Origin of the sequence: Arthrobacter sp. IK3 (assembly GCF_051337705.1) — a bacterium.
Lineage (GTDB): Bacteria > Actinomycetota > Actinomycetes > Actinomycetales > Micrococcaceae > Arthrobacter_B > Arthrobacter_B koreensis.
Genome location: NZ_JBPPSW010000005.1, coordinates 69,089 through 89,090, shown reverse-complemented (window position 1 = coordinate 89,090; position 20,002 = coordinate 69,089). Strand labels below are relative to the sequence as shown.

Below are 20,002 nucleotides of genomic sequence, written 5' to 3'. Positions count from 1 at the left end.
ACTAACTCCATTTGAACCAGCGGACAGCGGCGAGGCTGCCCAGGATTGTCCACGCCAGCAGGATGAGCGTGGCGGAAAGGTTGAACTGCGTATCGATCAGGGCTGATCTCATCACATCGCCCAGGGCGGCCGAGGGAAGGAACTGGACGAACGGCTCCATATCCGACGGCAGGCTGGCAGCCGGAAGGATGATGCCGCCAACCCCCGCCAGCAGGATCCACAGCAGGTTGGTTATGGCCAGCGTAGCCTCGGGCCGGACGGTTCCGGCAACCAGGAGGCCCAGTGCGGTGAAAGCCACCGCGCCCAGGACCAGGAGCACCAGCGCCAGCGGCACGCCGGGAAGCGAAGGACGCCACCCAATGAACAGGGCGACGGCGCTGACCAGTACCACCTGGATGGCAAGGACGGACAGCACCGCAATGACTTTGCCGGCAATGAGCCCGGCGCGGCCCAGGGGAGTGGTGGACAGGAACCGGAGGACGCCGTAGCGCCGGTCGAAGCCGGTGGCGATGCCCTGGCCGGTGAATGCCGTTGAGAGCGCGCACAGCGCCAGGATGCCCGGTGCCGCGGTATCGATGCGGGACTCGCCGTAGGCATCAAGGACCGGGGTCACGCTGAGGGCTAGAAGCCCCAGGAGGGGAAGCACGACGGCGAGGATCAGCTGTTCGCCGTTGCGCAGCATGGTCTCAGCTTCGTACCGGCCCTGGTTAAGGACCCGAACGGACAGGGGAGCCGGGGCGCTCATCGGTTCTCCTTTCCGGAGAGTTCGAGGAAGACGTCCTCCAGCGTGCGTGAAGCCATATGGATACTGTCCGGCAGGATGCCTGCCTCATTCCACCACCCTGCCAGGCGGGCCAGGTCAGCCGGGGTGAACTCGCCGCTGAGCACATACCTGCCGGGGGAGTCCTCGGTGAAGGACAGGTGCTCCAGGCCGGCCACGGACGGGTTGAGTCCGGGTGGTGCTTCGAAGGAAAGCTCTCGGCCTGCGGCGTGGGCCTCCGTCCGAGCCGTGAGCTCCGGAACGGTGCCCCGGGCTACCGTGCGCCCGTCATCAATGATGTACACGTAGTCCGCCAGGCGCTGGGCATCGTCGAGCAGGTGGGTGGTGAGGATGATCCCCAGGCCTTCGTCCCGCAGTTCCTGGATCAGTTCAAAGACGATCTGGCGGGACTGCGGGTCGAGTCCCGCGCTGGGCTCATCCAGGAACAGCACTTCGGGGTTCCCGACCAGCGCGGCAGCCAGGGCCACACGCTGGCGCTGGCCGCCGGAAAGCCGGCGGATCCCGGTCCTGGCAAAACTGTTGATGCCCAGCCGGTGGACCAGTTCATCGACGTCGCGGGGCTGCCGGTACATGCTGGCAATGTGCCGCAGGAGGGCAACCGGGCGGGCCGCGGGGGGCAGCCCGCCGTCCTGGAGCATGACGCCAACCCGGGCGCGCAGTTCTGCTCCGGCACCATAAGGAGCCTCGCCAAGGAGACGGACGTCGCCGCCGTCGATGGGCTGCAGTCCCTGGGCACACTCGAGCGTGGTGGTCTTGCCGGCGCCGTTTGCGCCCAGCAGGGCAGTCACCTGGCCCCGCCTGGCAGTGAGGTCAACCCCGGCCAGCACCCGGATCATTTTGCCGTCCAGTCCCGGCACGGGACCGAGGTCCCGGACCAGGCCGGTGATAGTCAGGCAGGGTTCGTCGTTAGGCACCCCCATATTCTACGTTAGGTAGTAGTCCTTTCCGCCCGCACCGAACGCCCGCCCGGGGCCGGGGGAAGCATCGCCTTAGTAGCCTTGAGGAATGCATTAGGTCATGATTGTGTTGTGTATTCTGTGAAGAGTTCAGAGACGGAGACCCCTCCGGCGGATCAAGGGACGGTGAAACCCGCCCCGCAGGCTGCCGCCAGGGAATCGGAAGAGCGCACCCGGGACCGCGTACTGGGGGCTGTGCTGGAGCACGGTCCGGTAAGCGCCGCAGAACTCGGTGAGCGGCTGGGCTTCACGCCGGCTGCCGTACGCAGGCACCTGGACGCACTGGAGCGGCAGGACCTGATTGAGGTCAAGCGTGTTTCCAGCCCCGGTGCGGGAGCAGGACGGCCGGCCCGCCGCTATGTGGTGAGCCAGCAGGGACAGTCCTACCTCGGCAACGATTACCTGACCATCGCCACCGAGGCACTGCGTGCACTCGGCGCAGCAGCGGGACCCGAAGCCATCGAGGCGTTTGCGGCGGCAAGGTTCAGGAAGATGGAGGAGCGCTACCGTCCGGTGCTCGACGCCGCGGGGCCCTCCCTGGAGGACCGGGCCCAGGCACTCTCGGCCGAATTGACCAAGGACGGCTTCGTAGCGTCCACCACCATGATCGGCACGAGCCGGACACCCAGCACCCTGCTGAGCATCCAGCTGTGCCAGGGGCACTGCCCCATCCAGGCGCTTGCCAGTGCCTACCCCGTCTTCTGTGACAAGGAGACCGAAGTTTTCTCCCGGCTGCTGGGGGTGGACGTCCGCAGGCTGTCCACGCTCTCCCGCGGCGGGCACGTTTGTACGACCCACATCCCCGTGGGCCGTTCGCAGTCTGCGCCTCACCAGCCGGTGGGCTCCGCAACCACCCAGTCCACATCCACTCATCAGCAAGAAAGGCCGTGATGACGGATCAAGTAACCCGGAACGCCGAGGCACCCCAGGTGCCCGACTCCGTGATTTCAGACATCCTGGAAAAGAACCCCGAACTCGAGGGCATTGGCACCTACGAGTACGGCTGGGCCGACTCGGATGTTGCCGGGTCAAACGCCCGCCGCGGCCTCTCCGAAGAGGTTGTCCGCGATATTTCGGCGAAGAAGAACGAGCCGGAATGGATGCTGGACCTGCGCCTCAAGGGGCTCAAGTACTTCGACCGCAAGCCCATGCCCACCTGGGGTGCAGACCTCTCCGGCATCGACTTCGACAACATCAAGTACTTTGTGCGCTCCACCGAGAAGCAGGCCGGTTCCTGGGAAGAGCTTCCCGAGGACATCCGGGAGACCTACGAGAAGCTGGGCATCCCCGAGGCTGAGCGCAACCGCCTCGTGGCCGGCGTTGCAGCGCAGTACGAGTCCGAGGTGGTCTACCACCAGATCCGCGAGGACCTCGAAGCCCAGGGCGTCATCTTCCTGGACACCGACACCGCTCTGAAGGAACACCCGGAGATCTTCCAGGAGTACTTCGGCACCGTCATCCCGGTTGGCGACAACAAGTTCGGCTCGCTGAACACCGCTGTCTGGTCCGGCGGCTCCTTCGTCTACGTGCCCAAGGGCGTCCACGTGGAGATTCCGCTCCAGGCCTACTTCCGTATCAACACGGAAAACATGGGCCAGTTCGAGCGCACGCTGATCATCGCCGATGAGGACTCCTACGTCCACTACATCGAAGGCTGCACGGCGCCGATCTACACGTCGGACTCACTGCACTCCGCCGTCGTGGAAATCATCGTCAAGAAGAACGCCCGCGTCCGGTACACCACGATCCAGAACTGGTCGAACAACGTGTACAACCTGGTGACCAAGCGCGCGATTGCGCATGAAGGCGCCACCATGGAGTGGATCGACGGCAACATCGGTTCCAAGGTCACCATGAAGTACCCGGCTGTCTACCTGGTTGGCGAGCACGCCAAGGGTGAGACCCTGTCCATCGCCTTCGCCGGCGAAGGCCAGCACCAGGATACCGGCTCGAAGATGGTCCACATTGCTCCGAACACCAAGAGCTCCATCATCTCCAAGTCCGTAGCCCGCGGCGGCGGCCGTGCTGCCTACCGCGGCCTGGTCCAGGTCCGTGAAGGCGCGAAGAACTCCGCCAACACCGTTCGCTGTGACGCGCTGCTCGTGGACACCATTTCCCGTTCGGACACCTACCCCTACGTGGATATCCGTGAGGACGACGTGACCATGGGCCACGAAGCCACGGTCTCGCGGGTCAGCGAGGAACAGCTGTTCTACCTGATGTCCCGCGGCCTTCCCGAGGACGAGGCTATGGCGATGATCGTGCGCGGCTTCATCGAGCCGATCGCACGTGAACTGCCGATGGAATACGCCCTTGAACTCAACCGCCTCATCGAACTCCAGATGGAAGGAGCCGTCGGTTAATGTCGAAGCTCAACGACACCGTAGTAAACGCAGCCGAGAACGTCGCTGAAACCGTAGCCGAAAAGGTCAGCAACGCAGTGGAAGGCGTCAAGGCGCGCATCGGGGCTCCCTCGGGAGACCGCCGTGTCCGCATCGACGGGTTCACCGAGGAAGGCGAAAACCTTTCCCCGCTGAACGACGCTTCCCCCGTCCTGGGCGGCGACAGCAGCAAGTCCCACAGCCACGGCGCCGGGGCGGGCATTCCGGACAGCTCCCGTGCCGGGCGCCCCACCTCCTTCAAGCGGGCGGACTTCGGCAAGCTCACCGGCCGTGAAGAGGACTGGCGGTTCACGCCGCTGAAGCGCCTGCGCGGCCTGCACACCCAGGACCTCACCGGCACGGCCCCCGAGGTTGCCGTCGTAGCTCCCGAAGGCATCACCGTGGCGGGAATCGGCCGTGACGATGCACGGATTGGTACCGCCGGCATCCCGGAGGACCTGGTTGCCGCGGCAGCCTGGGAAGCCTTCACCGAAGCAACACTCGTCAGCATCCCGAAGGACACCCAGGCCGACGGCACGGTGACGCTGTCCATCACCGGTGCAGGGACCGAGCCTGCAGCCCAGCACATTGTCATTGAGGCCGGCGCCTTCTCCAAGGCCGTCGTCGTACTTGACCACAAGGGTTCCGCCACGCTGTCCCAGAACGTTGAGATCCTCGTCGGCGACGGCGCTGAACTCACCGTCATCACCGTCCAGGACTGGGACGACGACGCCGTGCACGCCTCCGCCCAGTACGCCCGGATTGGCCGCGACGCCCGCTTCAAGCACGTCGCCATCAGCCTCGGCGGAGACCTGGTGCGCGTCACCCCGTCCTCGAAGTTCACTGCTCCCGGCGGCGACGTCGAAATGTACGGCCTGTACTACGCCGACGCCGGCCAGCACCTGGAACAGCGCCTATTCGTTGACCACGCTGTTGCCAACTGCAAGTCCCGCGTGATGTACAAGGGTGCGCTGCAGGGCAAGGACGCGCACACCGTATGGGTTGGCGACGTGCTGATCCGCAAGGAAGCCGAAGGAACCGACACCTACGAGGTGAACCGGAACCTGCTGCTGACCGACGGCGGCCGTGCCGACTCCGTGCCGAACCTCGAAATCGAAACCGGCCTCATCGAAGGTGCCGGCCACGCCAGCGCCACCGGCCGTTTCGACGACGAGCACCTGTTCTACCTGATGGCCCGGGGCATCCCCGAGGACGTTGCCCGCCGCCTTGTGGTGCGCGGCTTCCTGAACGAAATCATCCAGCAGATCAAGGTTCCGGAACTGGAAGAGCGCCTGACCGCCGCCGTCGAGCGTGAGCTCGCCGTCGTCGAGGCTTAGGCCCTTTCTTCCACCCAACCTGCAGACCGCACCGCACGCGTGCAAAGAGAAAGCGAAACTACGCATGTCCACTCTTGAAATCAAGGACCTTCACGTCAGCATTGAGACCGAACAGGGTGTCAAGAAGCAGATCCTGAAGGGTGTCAGCCTGACCATCAACACGGGCGAGACCCACGCCATCATGGGCCCCAACGGCTCCGGCAAGTCCACCCTGGCCTCCACCATCGCAGGCCACCCGCGGTACACCGTTGACAGCGGTTCCATCACCCTGGACGGCGAAGACGTCCTGGAGATGAGCGTTGACGAACGCGCCCGTGCCGGCCTGTTCCTGGCCATGCAGTACCCGGTTGAGGTTCCGGGTGTCACCATGACGAACTTCCTGCGCACCGCCAAGACCGCGATCGACGGCGAAGCACCGTCCCTGCGCCACTGGACCAAGGACGTCAAGAACGCCATGTCCCAGCTGCGCATCGACGCTGACTTTGCCCAGCGCAATGTCAACGAAGGCTTCTCCGGCGGTGAGAAGAAGCGCGTGGAGATCCTGCAGCTCGAGCTCTTCCACCCGAAGTTCGCCATCCTGGACGAGACCGACTCCGGCCTGGACGTTGACGCCCTGAAGGTTGTTTCCGAAGGCGTCAACCGCGAGCACGAGGCCGGCAACATGGGTACCCTGCTGATTACGCACTACACGCGGATCCTGCGCTACATCAAGCCGGACTTCGTGCACGTGTTCGTTGACGGCCGGATCGCCGAACAGGGCGGCCCCGAGCTCGCCGACCGCCTTGAAGAAGAAGGCTACGACCGGTTCACCAAGACCGGCGCAGTCAGCGCCTGAGCACACCAGGCACGCCGGAACACGAGGAGCAGAACATGAGCGACGCCAATCTGGCCCAGACGTCCCTGGAGGACGTCGAAGAGGCACTCAAGGACGTCATTGACCCCGAGCTGGGGGTGAACATCGTTGATTTGGGCCTGCTCTACGGGCTGAAATACGCCGAGGACGGCGCCCTGCTCATCGATATGACCCTGACAACGGCCGCCTGCCCGCTGACCGATGTCCTCGAAGAGCAGACCGCCAAGGCTCTTGACGGCATCGTCGACGACTTCCGGCTGAACTGGGTCTGGATGCCGCCGTGGGGACCTGAAAAGATCCCCGACGACGGCCGCGACCAGATGCGGGCCCTCGGCTTCAACATCTAGCCGGACCCGCCTGCAAACGCCGGAAGGGCGGACACCACCTTTGCGTGGCGTCCGCCCTTCCGGCGTTTAATCGGTTTCAACGGCAGCTCAGTCCCGGTACGGCTCGCCGATGCCGCGAGCCGCCAGCGCATCTCCGGTCTGCTGGGCGTAGGCCACCGCACGGATCACCACCGGAACCGCCAGCGCGCGGGGATTGCGTTCGAGCCCCCGCGCCTTCGCCGAATCCCGGACATCCGCGGCCGAACCCAGCAGGTAGGGAACGCTGCGCAGCATCAGGGCCAGCGCGAGCCCGAACCGTTCCGGATCCGCCCCAAGAACACGCAGCGGCCGCACCAGCCCCACCACGCCGTCGAGCAGCCGGGGCATCGGGACAGTCAGGACCAGCAGCCGGGCAGCCAGCACGCAGACGAGAATGTTGCCGATTACCGTGACCGCTGTCCAGGGCCCGGCCTGCCAGAACTGGAATCCCCCCAGGACCAGCAGGACAGGCCACATCAGCCGCACCGGCAGCAGGAGCTCACGCAGCAGCCCGCTTCCGGCGTAGGCGAGCACGGTCAGCAGCGCTCCGGCGCCCGTTGCCAGCGGATGTGCGGCGGCCAGCATGGCCACCGAGCCCAGGACGACGGCGGCCGACTTCAGCCCCAGCGGCGCCCGGTGGACCAGGCTGCTTCCGGGCCGGTAGGCGCCGAGCTGCATGCTCTTCCTCACCGTCTCACTCCGCCCGCTGCCGGGTTGGTTTCCCGGAAGCGAGCTGCCGGTACGCCGCTATGCATTCTCCGGGCGTTCCGTCCTGCACGATCCGTCCGGCATCCACCACCAGCACCCGGTCCGCGTCTGCTGCGAATTCAAGGTCATGGGTGGTGTAGATGACCTGCTGGGGGAGAGCGGCCAGGATGGTCCGCAGCCGCGCGGTGTTCCGCAGGTCCAGCAGGGTGCTTGGTTCGTCGGCGACGAGGATGGCCGGGTCCGTTGCCAGCACCGCGGCCATCGCCATCAGCTGCCGTTCACCACCGGAGAGGTCATAGATGCTGCGGTCGGCCAGGCCCAGCAGCCCGAAGCGTTCCAGGGCACGTTCGGCCGCGGCCCTGCGTTCATCGGCGCTGCGGATGCTGCGCCGCAGCGAGAGTTCAACGTCATCGCGCCCCGTGGGCATGACCAGCTGGGAAAGCGGGTCGGTGAACACAAACCCCACCCTCCGCCGCACCAGCGGGCCCCGGCGGGCCGTGTCCGCACCGTCCACGCTGACGCGGCCGCTTGTGGGCAGCAGGAGGCCGTTGACCAGGCGCAGGAGGGTGGATTTGCCGGAGCCGTTGGCGCCGATGACCGCTATCCGGGACTCACTCAGGTCCAGGGAGAACGGATGGAGAATGGGCGCGTCTCCGGGATCTGCGTCCGGGGCCCGCACCTCGACGGCGCGGAACTGGACGGTCATGCGCCGTGTGCCTGCTTCGGCCGCGGCTTGGCCGCCGGCGCGAGCTTCGGGAACGCGGCGAAGACGCTGACGGCCACCGCCGCGGCGGCCAGGTTCTTCAGCACGTCGCCGGGCCAGAAGGCAATGTCAGCAGTGAGCGCAGCGGGGAAGGAGAGCTTGGCGTTGAGCATGAGCCCGGCGATTCCCAGCGGATGCACCACCAGGAAGCTGGTGCCCAGGCCCGCAGTGAACAGCACAGCAAACCGCGCCCGCCGGATTCGGCTCAACAGCACACGGACCAGCAGTCCAACCAGCAGCGCAGCCAGCGGAAAGGAGAGCAGGTAGCCGGCCGAGGGCCGGGCGAGGACTCCGATTCCGGAGGTGAATCCGCTGAAGACGGGCAACCCGGCAAGGCCGGCTGCGACGTAGAGTCCTGCGGCCGCCGCGCCGCGGGCCGGGCCGAGGACCATCCCGGTGAGGATGACCGCCAGTGTCTGCAGGGTGATGGGAACCCCGGCGGCCAGTGGAATGCCGGGGATCAGCGAGAACGCCGCGATGAGCGCCGCAAAGACCGCTATGTAGGAGAGGTCGGCCGCGCCCCAGCGGGGACGGGGAGACCGCCGCCGGCCACCATCGTTTGCGCCGGGTTCGGCCTCCCGGTGGCCGGGCAGGCCGGAAGGCGAGGTACCGGAAAGGGACGTGCCGGAAAGAGACGTGCCGGAAGGAGACGTGGCAGCGGGATCGGGGTCGGTGGGCATTCAGGCTCGATTCGTCGGGGTCCTACAGAGTGCGTCCTAAGACTCCGGGGAACTGCCCCGGTATTTCCGAGACTAGACCGGCCCCGGTCCCATCTCCTTTGTTGGATTCCTACAATTCTGCTGGAGCCGGTAGACTTGAAAGGCTGCCTTCGCGGATTCCGCGAACTAGACGCGCACAACGCGCCCCCAATCCATTTCCTCCGAAAGGTCCCTCCTTAGTGATTGCCGTATCTGAACTCGAGCTGCGTGCCGGCGCACGCCTGCTCATGGAAGCGGTCTCATTCCGTGTGGACAAGGGAGACAAGATCGGGCTGGTGGGCCGCAACGGCGCCGGCAAGACCACGCTGACCAAGGTCCTGGCCGGCGAGACCCTTCCCGCAGCAGGACATATCAAGCGCACCGGAGACATCGGCTACCTGCCGCAGGATCCACGTACTCCGGACATGGAGCAGCTGGCAAGGGACCGGATCCTCTCCGCCCGCGGCCTGGACAAGGTCCTCACCGAACTGAAGAAGTGCCAGGATGAGATGGCCAGCGGCGACTCGAAGGTCTCCGAGAAGGCCATGAAGCGCTATGACCGGCTCGAAGCGGAGTTCCTGTCCGCCGGCGGTTACGCCGCCGAGTCCGAGGCTGCCACCATCTGTGCGAACCTGGCCCTGCCGGACCGCCTGCTGAACCAGCCGCTGAAAACCCTCTCCGGTGGCCAGCGCCGCCGTGTAGAGCTGGCCAGGATCCTGTACTCGGATGCCGAGACCATGCTGCTCGATGAGCCCACCAACCACCTCGACGCCGATTCAATCGCCTGGCTGCGTGAGTTCCTCAAAAACCACACCGGCGGCCTGATCGTGATCAGCCACGACACCGGGCTGCTCGAGGCGACCGTCAACAAGGTCTTCAGCCTGGACGCCAACCGCGCCACCATCGACATCTACAACATGGACTGGAAGCGCTACAAGATCCAGCGTGAGACGGACGAGCGCGCCCGTAAGCGCGAACGGGCCAACACAGAGAAGAAGGCCGGCGCACTGCTGGCGCAGGCCAACAAGATGAAGGCCCGTGCTTCCGGCGCTTCGGCTGCCCAGAGCATGCTCAAGCGTGTTGACCGGCTGATGAGCGGACTGGACTCAGTGCGTGCCACGGACCGTGTGGCAGCGCTGCGCTTCCCGGATCCCGCACCCTGCGGCAAAACGCCCATGATGGCCGAAGGCCTGAGCAAGAGCTACGGCTCGCTGGAAATCTTCACTGACGTTGACCTTGCCATCGACCGCGGTTCCAAGGTGGTTATCCTGGGCCTGAACGGTGCCGGCAAGACAACGCTGCTGCGCATGCTCGCCGGCGTGGATACCCCTGACACCGGACGCATTATTCCGGGACACGGGCTGAAGATCGGCTATTACGCCCAGGAACACGAAACCCTGGACACCGACCGCACCGTGCTGGAGAACATGCGCTCTGCCGCACCGGACATGGACGACGCAGAGGTGCGCAGCGTGCTCGGTTCTTTCATGTTCAGCGGCGATGACGTGGACAAGCCTGCCGGGGTGCTTTCCGGCGGTGAGAAGACCCGCCTGGCACTGGCCACGATCGTGGCTTCCTCGGCGAACGTGCTGCTCCTGGATGAACCCACCAACAACCTTGACCCGGCTTCCCGCGAGGAGATCCTGGGTGCCCTGAGCAACTACTCCGGCGCTGTCGTCATGGTCAGCCACGATGAAGGCGCCGTGGCGGCCCTGAATCCGGAACGCGTTGTCCTCCTGCCCGACGGCGACGAGGACCACTGGAACGAGGGTTACCTGGAACTCGTCACGCTGGCCTAGCCAGGACCGGGACGCAGAAAGGCCGCCGCCCTCCATGGGGACGGCGGCCTTTCCGCTTTCCAGGCAATGCCGAAACCTAGTAACCCTGGGCGTCCAGGATGGCGTCTTCCTCTTCCTCGCCCGTGGTTCCGCGGCGCCTGCGGACGGGCCGGGTGCGGCGCGGGGCCGGAGCCGCCGAGTGGACCTCATCCTCGTCGTCGAAGTCGTCCGCGTCTTCCTCGCCGGCTTCGATGATGTTCCACGCTTCCTGCCGTGCCGCGTACCCAAACCCGACAAAGAAGAGCAGGCCAAAGGCATACCACTGCAGGGCATAGGAGAGGTGCGGCCCCTCATCCAGCGCGGGTTTGGGAGCTGCCTCGGGCCGGTCGGCGGGTGCAGGGTCCTCCGAGGACATCAGCCCGTATGCAGCCTGCTCCAGCGGGTACCCGGTCTGATCCTGGTAGGTGGCGAGGTCGATTGAGGCCAGCTGGCCCTCCGGTGCACCGCGAAGCAGGGTGGGCTCGGCCGGCTTGATCCGGGCGACGACGCTGACCTCGCCCTCCGGTGCTGCCGGCACCTCATCCGGCCAGCCTGCCTCATTGTTGCCGATAGCCAGCCAGCCGCGGTTGATGACGACGGCGGTGCCGTCCTGCAGCTTCAGCGGCACCAGCACCTCGTAGCCGGGGCGTCCGTTCAACGGGCGGTTGCGGACAATCCGCTGGTTGGCCGTGTCATAGGTGCCCGTCAGCTGGACCGGCAGCCATTCCGCTGACGGATCGAATTCCTCGAAGTAGCCGGCTGCCTCCTCGAAGGGGACGGGATCTGCCGAGTAGTTCGTTTCAACCCAGCCAATGTCTTCCCGGACAGCGTTGCGGCGGTCGAGCTGCCACGTGCCCAGGAACGCGCAGACAGCCGCCAGCGCACATACCAGGGCGAACCAGCCCAGCCACCGGCTGGAAAGGAGGAACTTGTACATCTACTGGGTGTCGCTTTCGGTTCCGGCGCTGCCGGCAAGGGGCAGCGTTTCCTTCCACAGGGAGCGGACCTGGAGATACTCTTCGAGCCAGCCACGGTGGTCGCCGCAGGCCAGCCAGATCTTCCGCCGTTCAGGTGTGTGGATTTTGGGGTTGTTCCACAGCAGCTGCCACTCGGCGTCCACACGGCATCCCTTGCGGGAACACCGAGCACGGTCTTCTGCGCCGGCACCGCCGGATAACTGGTCAAGCAGGTTCATGCGTTCGGTGCCTGGGTTCCTTGGCCGGATGGGCCGTCGTCGTCAATAATTTCACCGCTGAGTACCGTGGTGTCCGGGGAGTCCGGAGCGTCAGAGACATGGGCTTCGAGCTGCTGCGGGGCGGCGGCCTCGTAAGGGGAGTCTCCGCCAATGTTGCTGCTGTCGCTGCCGCCGTTGGCAATCACGACGGCGAACCAGGGCAGCACGACGGCTCCCACCACCACCACCCACAGCATCCAGCCGTGGACAAAGAACAGCAGGAACAGACACACCATGCGGATGCTCATGGACACCGTGTATTTGACCATGCGCGCGTGCATCTCATCGGTATGCGCGGAACGGGCGTCCGTAATCCGCGGGATGCGGGCACCGCGGCGGGTTAGCTTGCTCATCCCTGGTTCATCGCAGAATCGTCACTTGGTTATCACTCTCCAAACAGGTTTCCCCATTGTCTCACTGCTGCCGGGGAACTTGTAGTTGCCTTCGGCGCCGATAGGATCGGAGCTGATGCCCCGCACCCACACGTAAGGATTTCTTGTGCAGAACGATTCCCAGTCCCAGGCCGGCCGCAGCGTCCTCGTCACCGGCGGAAACCGCGGCATTGGCCTGGCCATCGCCAAGGCGTTCCTCGAAGCGGGGGACAAGGTTGCCATCACCTACCGCAGCGGAGACGTTCCCGAAGGGATGCTCGGCGTCAAGGCCGACGTCACGGACATGGCCTCCGTCGATGCCGCGTTCACCGAGGTTGAAGCCGCGCACGGCCCCGTTGAGGTGCTGGTGGCCAATGCCGGAATCACCCGGGACACCCTCCTGCTGCGCATGAGCGAAGACGACTTCACGGACGTGGTGGACACCAACCTGACCGGAGCCTTCCGGGTGGTCAAGCGCGCTTCCAAGGGCATGCTGAAGCTCCGCCGCGGCCGGGTAGTGCTGATCTCCTCGGTTGTGGGCCTCTACGGTTCGCCGGGCCAGGTCAACTACGCCGCCTCGAAGGCAGGCCTGGTGGGCATTGCCCGCTCCCTGACCCGTGAGCTTGGCTCCCGGAACATTACGGCCAACGTTGTTGCACCGGGGTTCATCGACACCGACATGACCCGGGCACTGCCGGAAGACACCCAGAAGAACTACCTGTCCTCGATTCCCGCCGGCCGTTTCGCGGAGCCGGAAGAAGTCGCGGCAGTGGTCCGCTGGATCGCCGGTCCGGAAGCCGGCTACATTTCCGGTGCCGTCATCCCCGTGGACGGCGGACTCGGAATGGGACACTAACCCGCCCGCTAAAGGGTAATCCTTGGAGGTTTCCACCAAGGCTGCGGCCGATACCGGCTGGCAGGATGGGATGCAGAGAGCATTTCTTTAGCCATTTCGCACAAAGTTCCACAAAGGAGTTCTTATGGGCCAGCTCGAGCACAAAGCGGCAATCGTCACCGGATCATCCCGGGGCATCGGCGCAGAAGTCGCAAAACTGCTCGCCGCCGAGGGGGCCGGCGTCGTCGTCAATTACCGCCAGAAGGCGCCCCGCGCCAACAAAGTGGTGTCCGGCATCGAGGCGGACGGGGGCCGGGCTGTTGCCGTAGGCGCAGACCTCACGTCCCCCGAAGGCCCCGCAGCACTCGTTGACGCTGCCCTGGAGTCCTTCGGCAGCCTGGACGTGCTGGTCCTGAACGCATCCGGCGGAATGGAAACCGGTGTGGAGGAGGATTACGCGCTTAAGCTCAACCGGGATGCCCAGGTCAACATGCTCACCGCAGCAGCTGCCCGGATGAAGCCGGGCTCCCGGGTGGTCTTCGTGACCAGCCACCAGGCCCACTTCATCAATACGGTTCCCACCATGCCGGAGTACGAGCCCGTTGCCCGCAGCAAGCGCGCCGGCGAGGACGCCCTGCGTGCCCGCATCCCGGAGCTGGAGGAAAAGGGCATCACCCTCGTAGTGGTTTCCGGGGACATGATTGAGGGGACCGTCACCGCCACCCTGCTGGACCGGGCCAACCCGGGCGCCATCGAGGCACGGCGCGAAGAAGCCGGCCGGCTCTACTCCGTGGAGGAGTTTGCCGCCGAGGTGGCCCGCATGGCCCTCGCAGACGTGCCCACCGGGCACACCGAGTACGTCGGGGGAGCAGACTACCTCAGCGCGTAATTCCTAAAGCTTCACGAAGTGCTGAACCACGTCCAGGCTGGGCAGGTTCAGCACTGCATCCGCGGCGGCCTGCACTGCCGGCTTGGCATTGAATGCCACGCCCAGTGCGGCCGCCGCCAGCATGTCCAGGTCATTCGCGCCGTCGCCCACCGCAATGGTCTGGTCCAGCCGGATATCCAGTTCGCCTGCCCATTCGCGCAGCGACCGTGCCTTGACCGCCCGGTCCACCACCTCGCCCGTCACCGTCCCGGTGAGCAGGCCATCCTCCACACCCAGCTCATTGGCGCGGGCAAACGTCAGTTCCAGCGCTGATGCCAGGGGAGCCAGAACCTGGTTGAACCCGCCGGACACCACCGCCACTGCGTGCCCTGCCGAGAGGAACGCCTTCACCAGTTCCTCCGCACCGTCGGAAAGTTCGATCCGGGTTCCCACCTCCGCGATGACGGACTCGGGGAGTCCTGCCAGCGTTTTCACCCGGGCGTGGAGGCTCTGCGCGAAATCAAGTTCGCCGCGCATGGCCGCTTCCGTCACGGCAGCTACCTCTGCCTCACGGCCGGCGTGCGCCGCGAGGAGTTCAATGACTTCCTGCTTGATCAGCGTCGAATCCACGTCCATGACGAGCAGCTTGCGCCCCGGCTCCACCAGGGAAGCGGGCACGACGGCGCTCTGGGCCGGTGCCGCACCGCCGTCCAGCGCCGCCCTGGCAGCTGCCGCGACGGCAGAGCGCAGGGAGTCAAGGCCGCCGTCGTAGGTTACGAACAGTTTCGAGACCACATAGCCGTTCCCGCGGGCGTTCTCCAGCTCGACGATGCGCGCACCGGTCCCGGCAACGGCCTGCTGGACCTTCCCGAGGTACGCATCAGCGAGTTCGCGTCCGTAGCTGACAACGCTGTATTCCGGGAAGGATTCAGGGGACATGCGTGGATTCCGATCTTCGTGCGGTGTGGGCGGCCGGTCTGGACACAGCCTGCGGACATGCGGCGGCGTCGCGTTTCGCCAACGCGCCTTTCTTTAGCCTAGTGTCTACTGCTATGAGTGATGTTCTTGAATTTGCCGGGGTAAGCGTCGTCCGGGGCGGAAAAACCCTTTTGGACGGCGTGAACTGGCAGGTGAGGGAAGGTGAACGCTGGGTCATCATGGGACCCAACGGTGCCGGAAAGACCACACTGCTGCAGATTGCCGGGGGCAGGATGCACCCGACCCGCGGTATGGCGGGAATCCTGGAAGAGATCCTCGGCGCCGTTGACGTCTTTGAGCTGCGTCCGCGCATCGGGCTGGCCTCGGCCGCACTCGCCAACCAGATTCCGGAACATGAGACTGTCCTCAACGTCGTCCTGACTGCCGCGTACGGCATGACCGGCCGCTGGCGCGAGAAGTACGACAAGCTCGATGAGCGCCGTGCCTTCAGGCTCCTGCACGACTGGGGCATGTCCACGTACATCAACCGCAAGTTCGCCTCGCTGAGCGAGGGTGAACGCAAGCGCGTCCAGATTGCCCGCGCCCTGATGACGGACCCCGAGCTGCTGCTCTTGGACGAGCCGGCAGCAGGTCTTGACCTGGCCGGCCGTGAGGACCTGGTCCAGCGCCTGGCCAACCTGGCTGCAGACGAAGACGCCCCCGCGATCGTGCTGGTGACCCATCACCTGGAGGAAGTGCCTCCGGGCTTTACCCACGCCCTGCTGATGCGTGACGGAACCGTTGTTGCTTCCGGGCCGGTCGACACCGTGTTCACCGAGGAGCACCTGAGCACTGCCTTCGACCTGCCGCTGGCCGTCCAGCGTGACGACGCAGGCCGCTACACCGCCACCGCGCGCCGCTAGCAGAGCGTCCGCCTGAATGTTCCTGTCTTCGGCGGGGTGGCTCCATGACGCCCTGATTCTCTTTGCCGGCCTCTGGGCCGGAACAATCAACGCAGTTGTTGGTTCAGGCACCCTGGTGACCTTTCCGGTGCTCGTGGCCCTGGGGTATGCCCCGGTTGCGGCCACCATCAGCAATGCCATGGGACTGATTGCCGGCAACGTGGCCGGTTCATGGGGTTACCGGCGCGAGCTTGCCGGTCTCGGCGGAACGCTGCTGAGGCTGCTGCCTGCGTCGATCCTCGGCGGCATCACCGGGGCGTGGCTGCTGCTGCACCTGCCAGAGGAAGTCTTTGGCACGATTGCGCCCTTCCTCATTGTGGTGGCGCTCCTGTTCGTCATATTCCAGCCGAGGCTCCAGTCCTGGGCCCGGGAACGGGCGGCACGCAGGGTGCAGCCCGGCGACGTCGCAGAGGGACCCGGCCGCCCCTCCTGGCAGCTGACAGTGCTCGTTTTCCTGGCCGGCATCTACGGCGGATACTTTGTTGCCGCGCAGGGCATCCTCCTCGTGGGCATCCTGGGAATCTTCCTCCACGGGACGCTGCAGAACGCGAACGCGGTCAAGAACGTCTTGGTGCTGGGGGTCAACGTGGTGGCTGCCTCGTCCTACCTGCTTTTCGCCTTCGACCGCATTATCTGGCCTGTGGTCGCGTTGATTGCGGTCGGTTCGCTGATCGGCGGCTTTGTGGGTGCGGCGGTGGGCCGGCGGCTGCCTCCGGTGGCCCTGCGCGCCGTGATCGTGCTCCTAGGCCTGACAGCCCTCTGGTTTATGGTTTTCTAAGTGAGCCTCATCCATCTTGAATCCGCCGAGGACCCCCGCGTCTCGGACTACACCCGGCTGACGGACACGTCCCTGCGCCGCCTGCGCGAGCCGGCCGAGGGTATGTACATTGCCGAATCATCAAAAGTCCTGCGGCGGGCGGTCGACGCCGGGCACATACCCAGGTCCTTCTTCCTGGCCGAAAAATGGCTGCCGGACCTGCAGGACATCCTGGAACGGTTCCCGGAGGTGCCCGCCTACGTAGGCACTCCGGACATCCTTGAGGCCATCACCGGGTTCCACCTGCACCGCGGGGCACTGGCAGCCATGCAGCGCCCGGCGCCCCTGGAACTCGCCGGCATACTGGCGAACGCCCAGCGGATCGCCATCCTTGAAGACATCGTGGACCACACCAACATCGGGGCGATCTTCCGGTCGGCAGCCGCGCTCGGCGTCGACGCCGTCCTGGTAAGCCCGCAGTGCGCCGACCCGCTGTACCGTCGGGCAATCCGGGTCAGCATGGGAACCGTGTTCCAGGTGCCGTGGCTAAGGCTCGGGTCCTGGCCCGGTGCCCTTGCAGACCTCCGGACGGCGGGATTCACCACGGCAGCGCTTGCCCTGGAAGAGGATTCGCTGACCCTGGAGGAACTCGGTGCCCGCAGGTACGAGAAGCTGGCGTTGATCCTCGGCACCGAGGGCGATGGTCTGTCCCGCAGCACCCTGGCTGAAGTCGATCTGACGGTCCGGATTCCCATGCAGCGCGGAGTCGACTCGCTCAACGTTGCCGCAGCGTCCGCGGTGGCTTTTTGGGAGTGCCGCATTTCCTAGCCGTCCCACGCTTATATCCGGAGCTTGTTGGTGTCACACTTGCCGTGCACGAGGCGCTTTTGACACTTTCGAGCACAGGGACAGTCCATGCCAGCACGCAAGCCCGGCTACCGGCGCATCGCTGCGCTGTGCCTGGTCTCAGCACTGCTGCCCACCTTGGCAGCCTGCGGCCCAACCGCGGAGCAGATGACAGCGCGGACACGGTCCGCGGTTTCGAAGCCGCCATCCCCCGATCCGGTACCGCAGCCGGCGAAGGCGCGCACTGCGGAACCCGAGCCCACGGTCACCCCTGAGCCCCTGGACGTGACGGTGAGCGGCGCCCAGGCCGGCATGGCGGAAAGTGTCCAGGACGCGTGCCAGTTCCTGCTTCGCGAAAACTCCGGCGAATTCAACGGGGCCGCGGACTGCGTCGCCGCAGCCATGGAAGCCGGAATCGGCGCTGAACAGCAGGTCAGCACCACGGCGAGTTGGCTTCCGCCGGGAACATACACCATGCAGTTCCGCACTGCGCCGGAGTTCGCCATGGAACTTCGAAGAACTGACGGTGACCTCAGCATCTCCGTCTCCGAAGCCGGCCGGACGCTGCGTACCCGAGAGGCCGTAGCCAACGCAGACCCGTCCGGCGGGGCTGAGGAAGCCTATGCCGCAGTGCTGGCCGACGCCGCAGAGCTGACCGCCAACCCGGACCGGCTCCGGTCCCTGATGCAGACTGCCGCAACAGTGCGCGCCGAGTACGGAGTCGAATACCTCGGCACTGCTGCGACCCGTCTCACCGCCGTCATTGAACCCGAGAATCCAGGCGACTTTGCCGGTTCGGTCGTCCTGACCCTCGATGAGCTGTACCGGCCGCTGCTCATCGACTACTCCGGGACCACACGAGGGATCAGCACGTCGATCAGGGCTGACATCACGGGCTGGGGAAGCGGGGGAGACCTGGGCTAGGCTGGCAGTGCAGGTGGTCCCATGAGTCCTGCACGGCGGTTCGTGCGCCCCTTTTGCGCATCAGTGCCGTCCTTGCGCTAAGATTGATTGTTGGCCAATTGGCCAGAAGAGCTTTGAACCCCATTGTGCCTGGCAAAATCCAGTCACCTAGAGAAGGTATTACTGTGAAGTCTGACATCCACCCCTCGTACGCGCCGGTTGTCTTCCGTGACCTTGCGTCCGACACCGCGTTCCTGACCAACTCCACGGCGACGTCCTCCAAGACGATCGAGTGGGAAGACGGCAACACCTACCCGCTGATCGAGGTGGAAATCTCCTCCGCATCGCACCCGTTCTACACGGGCAAGCAGCGCATCATGGACTCCGCCGGCCGTGTGGAGCGCTTCAACGCCCGCTTCAAGGGCTTTGGCGGCAAGAAGTAGCCTTAGCTTTACAGCCTTAGAATTGAAAGGTCCGTTCGGAATGTTCCGGACGGACCTTTCGTTTACGTCCACACCCGGCGCGATGGGCCGGGGGTAAGAGTTCTTCCAGGAGGATCAGCATGAGTGAAGCACACGACGGCAGCCGGCACGGGGAATACAAGGTTCCCGGCGGCAAACTGGTCGTGGTGGACCTCGACGTGAAAAACGGTGTCCTGGACACCGTCTCCCTCAGCGGAGACTTCTTCCTCGAACCCGATGATGCACTGGATGAAATCAATGCAGCCCTGACCGGCCTTTCCGCAGAGAGCAGCGCAGAGCAGATCGCCGACGCCGTCCGGTCCCGGCTGCGCCCCGATGCGGTACTTTTCGGTTTTTCCCCGGAAGCGGTCGCCATCACTGTCCGGCGTGCGCTGGCCAAGGCCACCAGCTGGGGCGACCACGAATGGGAGATCATCCCGCCCACTCCGCTCTCTACGCACATGCATGTGGCCATGGATGAAGTCCTGGCGGAGGAAGTCGCGGCCGGACGACGCAACCCGACCCTTCGCTTCTGGGAATGGGAATCTCCCTCCGTGGTGATCGGCAGTTTCCAGTCCCTGCGCAACGAGGTGGATCCGGAAGGCGCCGAACGGCACGGCGTGACGGTTGTCCGCCGGATCAGCGGCGGCGGTGCGATGTTCATGGAGCACGGCAACGCCATTACGTATTCGCTTTACGTCCCGCAGTCCCTCGTCGACGGATTGAGCTTCGCCGATTCGTATCCGTTCCTTGACGCCTGGGTCATGGAATCCCTGGAACGCCTGGGCATCAAAGCCTGGTACCAGCCGCTCAATGACATCGCGACGGACCAGGGCAAGATCGGCGGCGCAGCGCAGAAGCGCCTCAGTTCCGGTGCCATGCTGCACCACGTCACCATGTCCTATGACATCGACGCGGACAAGATGGTTCAGGTGCTGCGCATCGGCAAGGAGAAGCTCTCCGACAAGGGGACCCGCAGCGCCAAGAAGCGAGTGGATCCGCTGCGCCGGCAGACCGGGCTGAGCCGGGAGGAGATCCTGGACACCATGATGCAGACCTTCGCCGCACGCTACGGCGCCCGGACCACGGGCATTTCCGACGCCGAGATGGAGCGTGCCGCGGAAAAGGTTGCCGCCAAGTTCGATACTCCGGAGTGGATCAACCGGGTCCCGTAGTTCGCGCTACCTA

The 20,002-nt window shown here is 65.3% G+C and carries 23 protein-coding genes; 14 read left to right on the top strand and 9 right to left on the bottom strand.

What is annotated here, in order from left to right:
* Position 1 precedes the first annotated feature (1 nt).
* Together ACSLGO_RS08290 and ACSLGO_RS08285 are read right to left on the bottom strand one after the other, a co-directional pair.
* The gene (locus ACSLGO_RS08290; RefSeq protein WP_263126818.1) at positions 2-745 is read right to left on the bottom strand and encodes an ABC transporter permease; all 744 of its coding nucleotides are present in this window, start codon (positions 743-745) and stop codon (positions 2-4) included.
* Complete coding sequence (locus ACSLGO_RS08285) at positions 742-1,701, bottom strand: ABC transporter ATP-binding protein (RefSeq protein ID WP_419242728.1); 960 nt, start codon at positions 1,699-1,701, stop codon at positions 742-744. Before ACSLGO_RS08285 ends, ACSLGO_RS08290 begins: the two co-directional genes overlap by 4 nt.
* Before the next feature lie 162 nt (positions 1,702-1,863).
* On the opposite strand from ACSLGO_RS08285, the gene ACSLGO_RS08280 reads away from it, so the two are divergent.
* From ACSLGO_RS08280 to ACSLGO_RS08260, 5 genes are all read left to right on the top strand, one after another.
* Positions 1,864-2,628 carry a helix-turn-helix transcriptional regulator gene (locus ACSLGO_RS08280; RefSeq protein ID WP_263126820.1) on the top strand — a complete coding sequence of 255 codons (765 nt, stop codon included), beginning with the start codon at positions 1,864-1,866 and terminating at the stop codon, positions 2,626-2,628.
* Positions 2,628-4,100: a Fe-S cluster assembly protein SufB gene (gene sufB / locus ACSLGO_RS08275; RefSeq protein WP_091604955.1), complete on the top strand. Its 1,473-nt coding sequence runs from the start codon at positions 2,628-2,630 to the stop codon at positions 4,098-4,100. Before ACSLGO_RS08280 ends, sufB begins: the two co-directional genes overlap by 1 nt.
* On the top strand, positions 4,100-5,455 hold the full coding sequence (sufD, locus tag ACSLGO_RS08270; RefSeq protein WP_091604952.1) for a Fe-S cluster assembly protein SufD: 1,356 nt from the start codon (positions 4,100-4,102) through the stop codon (positions 5,453-5,455). The genes sufB and sufD overlap by 1 nt, the downstream gene beginning before the upstream one ends.
* A gap of 64 nt (positions 5,456-5,519) precedes the next feature.
* Entirely contained in the window at positions 5,520-6,290 is a 771-nt protein-coding gene (sufC, locus tag ACSLGO_RS08265; RefSeq protein ID WP_091604949.1) for a Fe-S cluster assembly ATPase SufC, read from the top strand.
* A 35-nt stretch (positions 6,291-6,325) separates the two neighbouring features.
* Positions 6,326-6,655 (top strand): metal-sulfur cluster assembly factor, encoded by a 330-nt coding sequence (locus ACSLGO_RS08260; RefSeq protein ID WP_436400895.1) that lies wholly within the window; start codon positions 6,326-6,328, stop codon positions 6,653-6,655.
* Positions 6,656-6,742: 87 nt separating this feature from the next.
* Here the strand turns inward: ACSLGO_RS08260 and ACSLGO_RS08255 are convergent, their stop codons facing one another.
* Genes ACSLGO_RS08255 through ACSLGO_RS08245 form a run of 3 tightly spaced genes read right to left on the bottom strand, consistent with a single transcriptional unit; the run spans position 6,743 to position 8,824 of the window.
* Complete coding sequence (locus ACSLGO_RS08255; protein WP_386887362.1) at positions 6,743-7,351, bottom strand: energy-coupling factor transporter transmembrane component T family protein; 609 nt, start codon at positions 7,349-7,351, stop codon at positions 6,743-6,745.
* A gap of 16 nt (positions 7,352-7,367) precedes the next feature.
* Entirely contained in the window at positions 7,368-8,087 is a 720-nt protein-coding gene (locus ACSLGO_RS08250) for an energy-coupling factor ABC transporter ATP-binding protein (RefSeq protein ID WP_436400893.1), read from the bottom strand.
* A complete protein-coding gene (locus ACSLGO_RS08245) occupies positions 8,084-8,824 on the bottom strand; it encodes a biotin transporter BioY (protein WP_436400891.1) in 741 nt (246 codons plus the stop codon). The genes ACSLGO_RS08250 and ACSLGO_RS08245 overlap by 4 nt, the downstream gene beginning before the upstream one ends.
* A gap of 218 nt (positions 8,825-9,042) precedes the next feature.
* Here ACSLGO_RS08245 and ACSLGO_RS08240 point away from each other — a divergent pair, with 218 nt between their 5' ends.
* Positions 9,043-10,641, top strand: coding sequence for an ABC-F family ATP-binding cassette domain-containing protein (locus tag ACSLGO_RS08240; RefSeq protein ID WP_091604934.1), 1,599 nt, complete (start codon positions 9,043-9,045; stop codon positions 10,639-10,641).
* 76 nt (positions 10,642-10,717) lie between these two features.
* On the opposite strand, the gene ACSLGO_RS08235 is transcribed toward ACSLGO_RS08240, so the two are convergent.
* From ACSLGO_RS08235 to ACSLGO_RS08225, 3 genes are read right to left on the bottom strand one after another with little or no spacing between them, the layout of a single operon-like run.
* Positions 10,718-11,596: an SURF1 family cytochrome oxidase biogenesis protein gene (locus ACSLGO_RS08235; RefSeq protein WP_263126825.1), complete on the bottom strand. Its 879-nt coding sequence runs from the start codon at positions 11,594-11,596 to the stop codon at positions 10,718-10,720.
* Positions 11,597-11,854, bottom strand: a complete 258-nt coding sequence (locus tag ACSLGO_RS08230) for a hypothetical protein (protein WP_091604928.1) — start codon at positions 11,852-11,854, stop codon at positions 11,597-11,599.
* Positions 11,851-12,246, bottom strand: a complete 396-nt coding sequence (locus tag ACSLGO_RS08225) for a DUF3099 domain-containing protein (protein ID WP_226802446.1) — start codon at positions 12,244-12,246, stop codon at positions 11,851-11,853. Before ACSLGO_RS08225 ends, ACSLGO_RS08230 begins: the two co-directional genes overlap by 4 nt.
* Positions 12,247-12,391: 145 nt before the next feature.
* Between ACSLGO_RS08225 and ACSLGO_RS08220 the strand changes: the two genes are divergently transcribed.
* Together ACSLGO_RS08220 and ACSLGO_RS08215 are read left to right on the top strand one after the other, a co-directional pair.
* The gene (locus tag ACSLGO_RS08220; protein ID WP_091604922.1) at positions 12,392-13,120 is read left to right on the top strand and encodes a beta-ketoacyl-ACP reductase; all 729 of its coding nucleotides are present in this window, start codon (positions 12,392-12,394) and stop codon (positions 13,118-13,120) included.
* Positions 13,121-13,244: 124 nt separating this feature from the next.
* Positions 13,245-13,988, top strand: a complete 744-nt coding sequence (locus tag ACSLGO_RS08215) for an SDR family oxidoreductase (RefSeq protein ID WP_152274450.1) — start codon at positions 13,245-13,247, stop codon at positions 13,986-13,988.
* A gap of 3 nt (positions 13,989-13,991) precedes the next feature.
* Here ACSLGO_RS08215 and serB read toward each other — a convergent pair whose 3' ends face one another.
* Complete coding sequence (gene serB / locus ACSLGO_RS08210) at positions 13,992-14,906, bottom strand: phosphoserine phosphatase SerB (protein WP_325786812.1); 915 nt, start codon at positions 14,904-14,906, stop codon at positions 13,992-13,994.
* Positions 14,907-15,019: 113 nt separating this feature from the next.
* Between serB and ACSLGO_RS08205 the strand changes: the two genes are divergently transcribed.
* From ACSLGO_RS08205 to ACSLGO_RS08180, 6 genes are all read left to right on the top strand, one after another.
* Positions 15,020-15,808 carry an ABC transporter ATP-binding protein gene (locus ACSLGO_RS08205; protein ID WP_091604914.1) on the top strand — a complete coding sequence of 263 codons (789 nt, stop codon included), beginning with the start codon at positions 15,020-15,022 and terminating at the stop codon, positions 15,806-15,808.
* A 16-nt stretch (positions 15,809-15,824) separates the two neighbouring features.
* The gene (locus ACSLGO_RS08200; RefSeq protein WP_091604911.1) at positions 15,825-16,625 is read left to right on the top strand and encodes a sulfite exporter TauE/SafE family protein; all 801 of its coding nucleotides are present in this window, start codon (positions 15,825-15,827) and stop codon (positions 16,623-16,625) included.
* Entirely contained in the window at positions 16,626-17,432 is an 807-nt protein-coding gene (locus ACSLGO_RS08195) for a TrmH family RNA methyltransferase (RefSeq protein WP_325786813.1), read from the top strand.
* Positions 17,433-17,519: 87 nt separating this feature from the next.
* On the top strand, positions 17,520-18,374 hold the full coding sequence (locus ACSLGO_RS08190) for a hypothetical protein (protein ID WP_436400888.1): 855 nt from the start codon (positions 17,520-17,522) through the stop codon (positions 18,372-18,374).
* A gap of 164 nt (positions 18,375-18,538) precedes the next feature.
* Positions 18,539-18,796: a type B 50S ribosomal protein L31 gene (locus tag ACSLGO_RS08185; protein WP_091604901.1), complete on the top strand. Its 258-nt coding sequence runs from the start codon at positions 18,539-18,541 to the stop codon at positions 18,794-18,796.
* A gap of 119 nt (positions 18,797-18,915) precedes the next feature.
* A complete protein-coding gene (locus ACSLGO_RS08180; RefSeq protein ID WP_091604898.1) occupies positions 18,916-19,989 on the top strand; it encodes a lipoyl protein ligase domain-containing protein in 1,074 nt (357 codons plus the stop codon).
* Positions 19,990-20,002 lie beyond the last annotated feature (13 nt).

Bases quoted from the DNA above. Each gene is read 5' to 3' on its own strand.
- ACSLGO_RS08290 (WP_263126818.1), bottom strand. From the start codon at position 745: ATGAGCGCCCCGGCTCCCCTGTCCGTTCGGGTCCTTAACCAGGGCCGG.
- ACSLGO_RS08285 (WP_419242728.1), bottom strand. From the start codon at position 1,701: ATGGGGGTGCCTAACGACGAACCCTGCCTGACTATCACCGGCCTGGTC.
- sufB (WP_091604955.1), top strand. From the start codon at position 2,628: ATGACGGATCAAGTAACCCGGAACGCCGAGGCACCCCAGGTGCCCGAC.
- sufD (WP_091604952.1), top strand. From the start codon at position 4,100: ATGTCGAAGCTCAACGACACCGTAGTAAACGCAGCCGAGAACGTCGCT.
- sufC (WP_091604949.1), top strand. From the start codon at position 5,520: ATGTCCACTCTTGAAATCAAGGACCTTCACGTCAGCATTGAGACCGAA.
- ACSLGO_RS08260 (WP_436400895.1), top strand. From the start codon at position 6,326: ATGAGCGACGCCAATCTGGCCCAGACGTCCCTGGAGGACGTCGAAGAG.
- ACSLGO_RS08255 (WP_386887362.1), bottom strand. From the start codon at position 7,351: ATGCAGCTCGGCGCCTACCGGCCCGGAAGCAGCCTGGTCCACCGGGCG.
- ACSLGO_RS08250 (WP_436400893.1), bottom strand. From the start codon at position 8,087: ATGACCGTCCAGTTCCGCGCCGTCGAGGTGCGGGCCCCGGACGCAGAT.
- ACSLGO_RS08245 (WP_436400891.1), bottom strand. From the start codon at position 8,824: ATGCCCACCGACCCCGATCCCGCTGCCACGTCTCCTTCCGGCACGTCT.
- ACSLGO_RS08235 (WP_263126825.1), bottom strand. From the start codon at position 11,596: ATGTACAAGTTCCTCCTTTCCAGCCGGTGGCTGGGCTGGTTCGCCCTG.
- ACSLGO_RS08230 (WP_091604928.1), bottom strand. From the start codon at position 11,854: ATGAACCTGCTTGACCAGTTATCCGGCGGTGCCGGCGCAGAAGACCGT.
- ACSLGO_RS08225 (WP_226802446.1), bottom strand. From the start codon at position 12,246: ATGAGCAAGCTAACCCGCCGCGGTGCCCGCATCCCGCGGATTACGGAC.
- ACSLGO_RS08215 (WP_152274450.1), top strand. From the start codon at position 13,245: ATGGGCCAGCTCGAGCACAAAGCGGCAATCGTCACCGGATCATCCCGG.
- serB (WP_325786812.1), bottom strand. From the start codon at position 14,906: ATGTCCCCTGAATCCTTCCCGGAATACAGCGTTGTCAGCTACGGACGC.
- ACSLGO_RS08205 (WP_091604914.1), top strand. From the start codon at position 15,020: ATGAGTGATGTTCTTGAATTTGCCGGGGTAAGCGTCGTCCGGGGCGGA.
- ACSLGO_RS08200 (WP_091604911.1), top strand. From the start codon at position 15,825: ATGTTCCTGTCTTCGGCGGGGTGGCTCCATGACGCCCTGATTCTCTTT.
- ACSLGO_RS08190 (WP_436400888.1), top strand. From the start codon at position 17,520: ATGCCAGCACGCAAGCCCGGCTACCGGCGCATCGCTGCGCTGTGCCTG.
- ACSLGO_RS08180 (WP_091604898.1), top strand. From the start codon at position 18,916: ATGAGTGAAGCACACGACGGCAGCCGGCACGGGGAATACAAGGTTCCC.